This window comes from Cupriavidus sp. HPC(L) (assembly GCF_000307735.3).
Lineage (GTDB): Bacteria > Pseudomonadota > Gammaproteobacteria > Burkholderiales > Burkholderiaceae > Cupriavidus.
In genome coordinates, this window is the sequence record NZ_AMPR02000402.1 from 1 (window position 1) to 1,168 (window position 1,168).

The following is a 1,168-nucleotide window of genomic DNA, read 5'->3' on the forward strand; positions in this document are numbered from 1 at the left end:
TCGGCGCCAGCAGGTCCCCCGCACAGCCGGCGCAGACCACGTCGGACTGCACCTGGCCGCACAGCACGCAGGCACAGGGCAGCCACCACTGCGCCAGCCGCTCGCGCACGCCGCCGGCAAGCGCGGTGAGGCGCGCGTATACTGTCGGCCCGGCGCCGCCGCGCGGCCCCGCAGTGCTTTCGCGCCGCCCGCGTCCGGTCCTGCCGTGCCGATCCTCGTCCTTGCCGCCGCTTCCGTGTCCACGTCTCACGCCGACTCCCCCGATACCTATCTGCCGCCCGCGCGGCTGACCCGGCTCGCCTTCGACCGGCGCAGCCCCGGCTTCGCCCAGCTGGATTTTCTGCTCGGCGAGATCGGCCGGCGCATGCAGGAGCGCATGCAACTGATCCGCATCCAGCCCGAGCGCGCGCTCGATATCGGCTGCGGTCAGGGGCAGGGGCTGGCCGCGCTGCGCGCGCAGTATCCCGACGCGCAGATCGCCGGCCTCGATATCTCGGGCGCGATGCTGGCGCATGCCGCACAACGCGATCCGCAGCGGCAGCCCGGCTGGCTTGGCCGCCTGCTCGGCAAGCGGCCGACCTTCGATCTGGTGCAGGGCGATCTTGCCACGCTTCCCTTTGCGGAAGGCGCCTTCGACCTGCTGTGGTCAAACCTGGCGCTGCACTGGCATCCCGAACCGCATCGCGTGTTTCCCGAATGGCATCGCGTGACGCGGACCGACGGCCTGGCGCTGTTCTCGCTGTTCGGTCCCGATACCTTGCGCGAGCTGCGCGATGCGTTCGCCGAGGTCGATGGCGAGCCGCATACGCTGCGCTTCGTCGACATGCACGATATCGGCGACATGCTGGTCCACAGCGGCTGGTCGACGCCAGTGATGGACATGGAAACGCTGACGGTCACCTACGAGACGCCCGAGCGGCTGCTGCGCGACGTGCATGCGTTCGGCGGTTTGCGCCGGCCCGCGGGCGACGATGCGCATGGCATGCGCGGACTGAAGGGCCGGCACTGGCACCAGAATCTGCTGGCCGCGCTCGAGCGCCGCCGCAATCGCGACGGCGTGATCGCGCTGACGTTCGAGATCGTCTACGGCCATGCGTGGAAGCTGCCGCCCAAGGGCGGCCAGGCCCGCGACGAACTGGGCCGTGCCGTGGTGCCGATCGACCGCATC

The 1,168-nt window shown here is 70.7% G+C and carries 1 protein-coding gene and 1 pseudogene; one reads left to right on the forward strand and one right to left on the reverse strand.

Annotated elements, in window-relative coordinates; translation table 11 throughout:
* Positions 1-250, reverse strand: a pseudogene (locus B551_RS26210) (ComF family protein); the annotation flags it as partial.
* On the opposite strand from B551_RS26210, the gene B551_RS18485 reads away from it, so the two are divergent.
* Positions 236-1,168, forward strand: a 933-nt coding sequence (locus B551_RS18485; RefSeq protein ID WP_043441258.1) for a methyltransferase domain-containing protein, incomplete at its 3' end; no start/stop codon positions are given. The pseudogene B551_RS26210 and the gene B551_RS18485 overlap by 15 nt on opposite strands.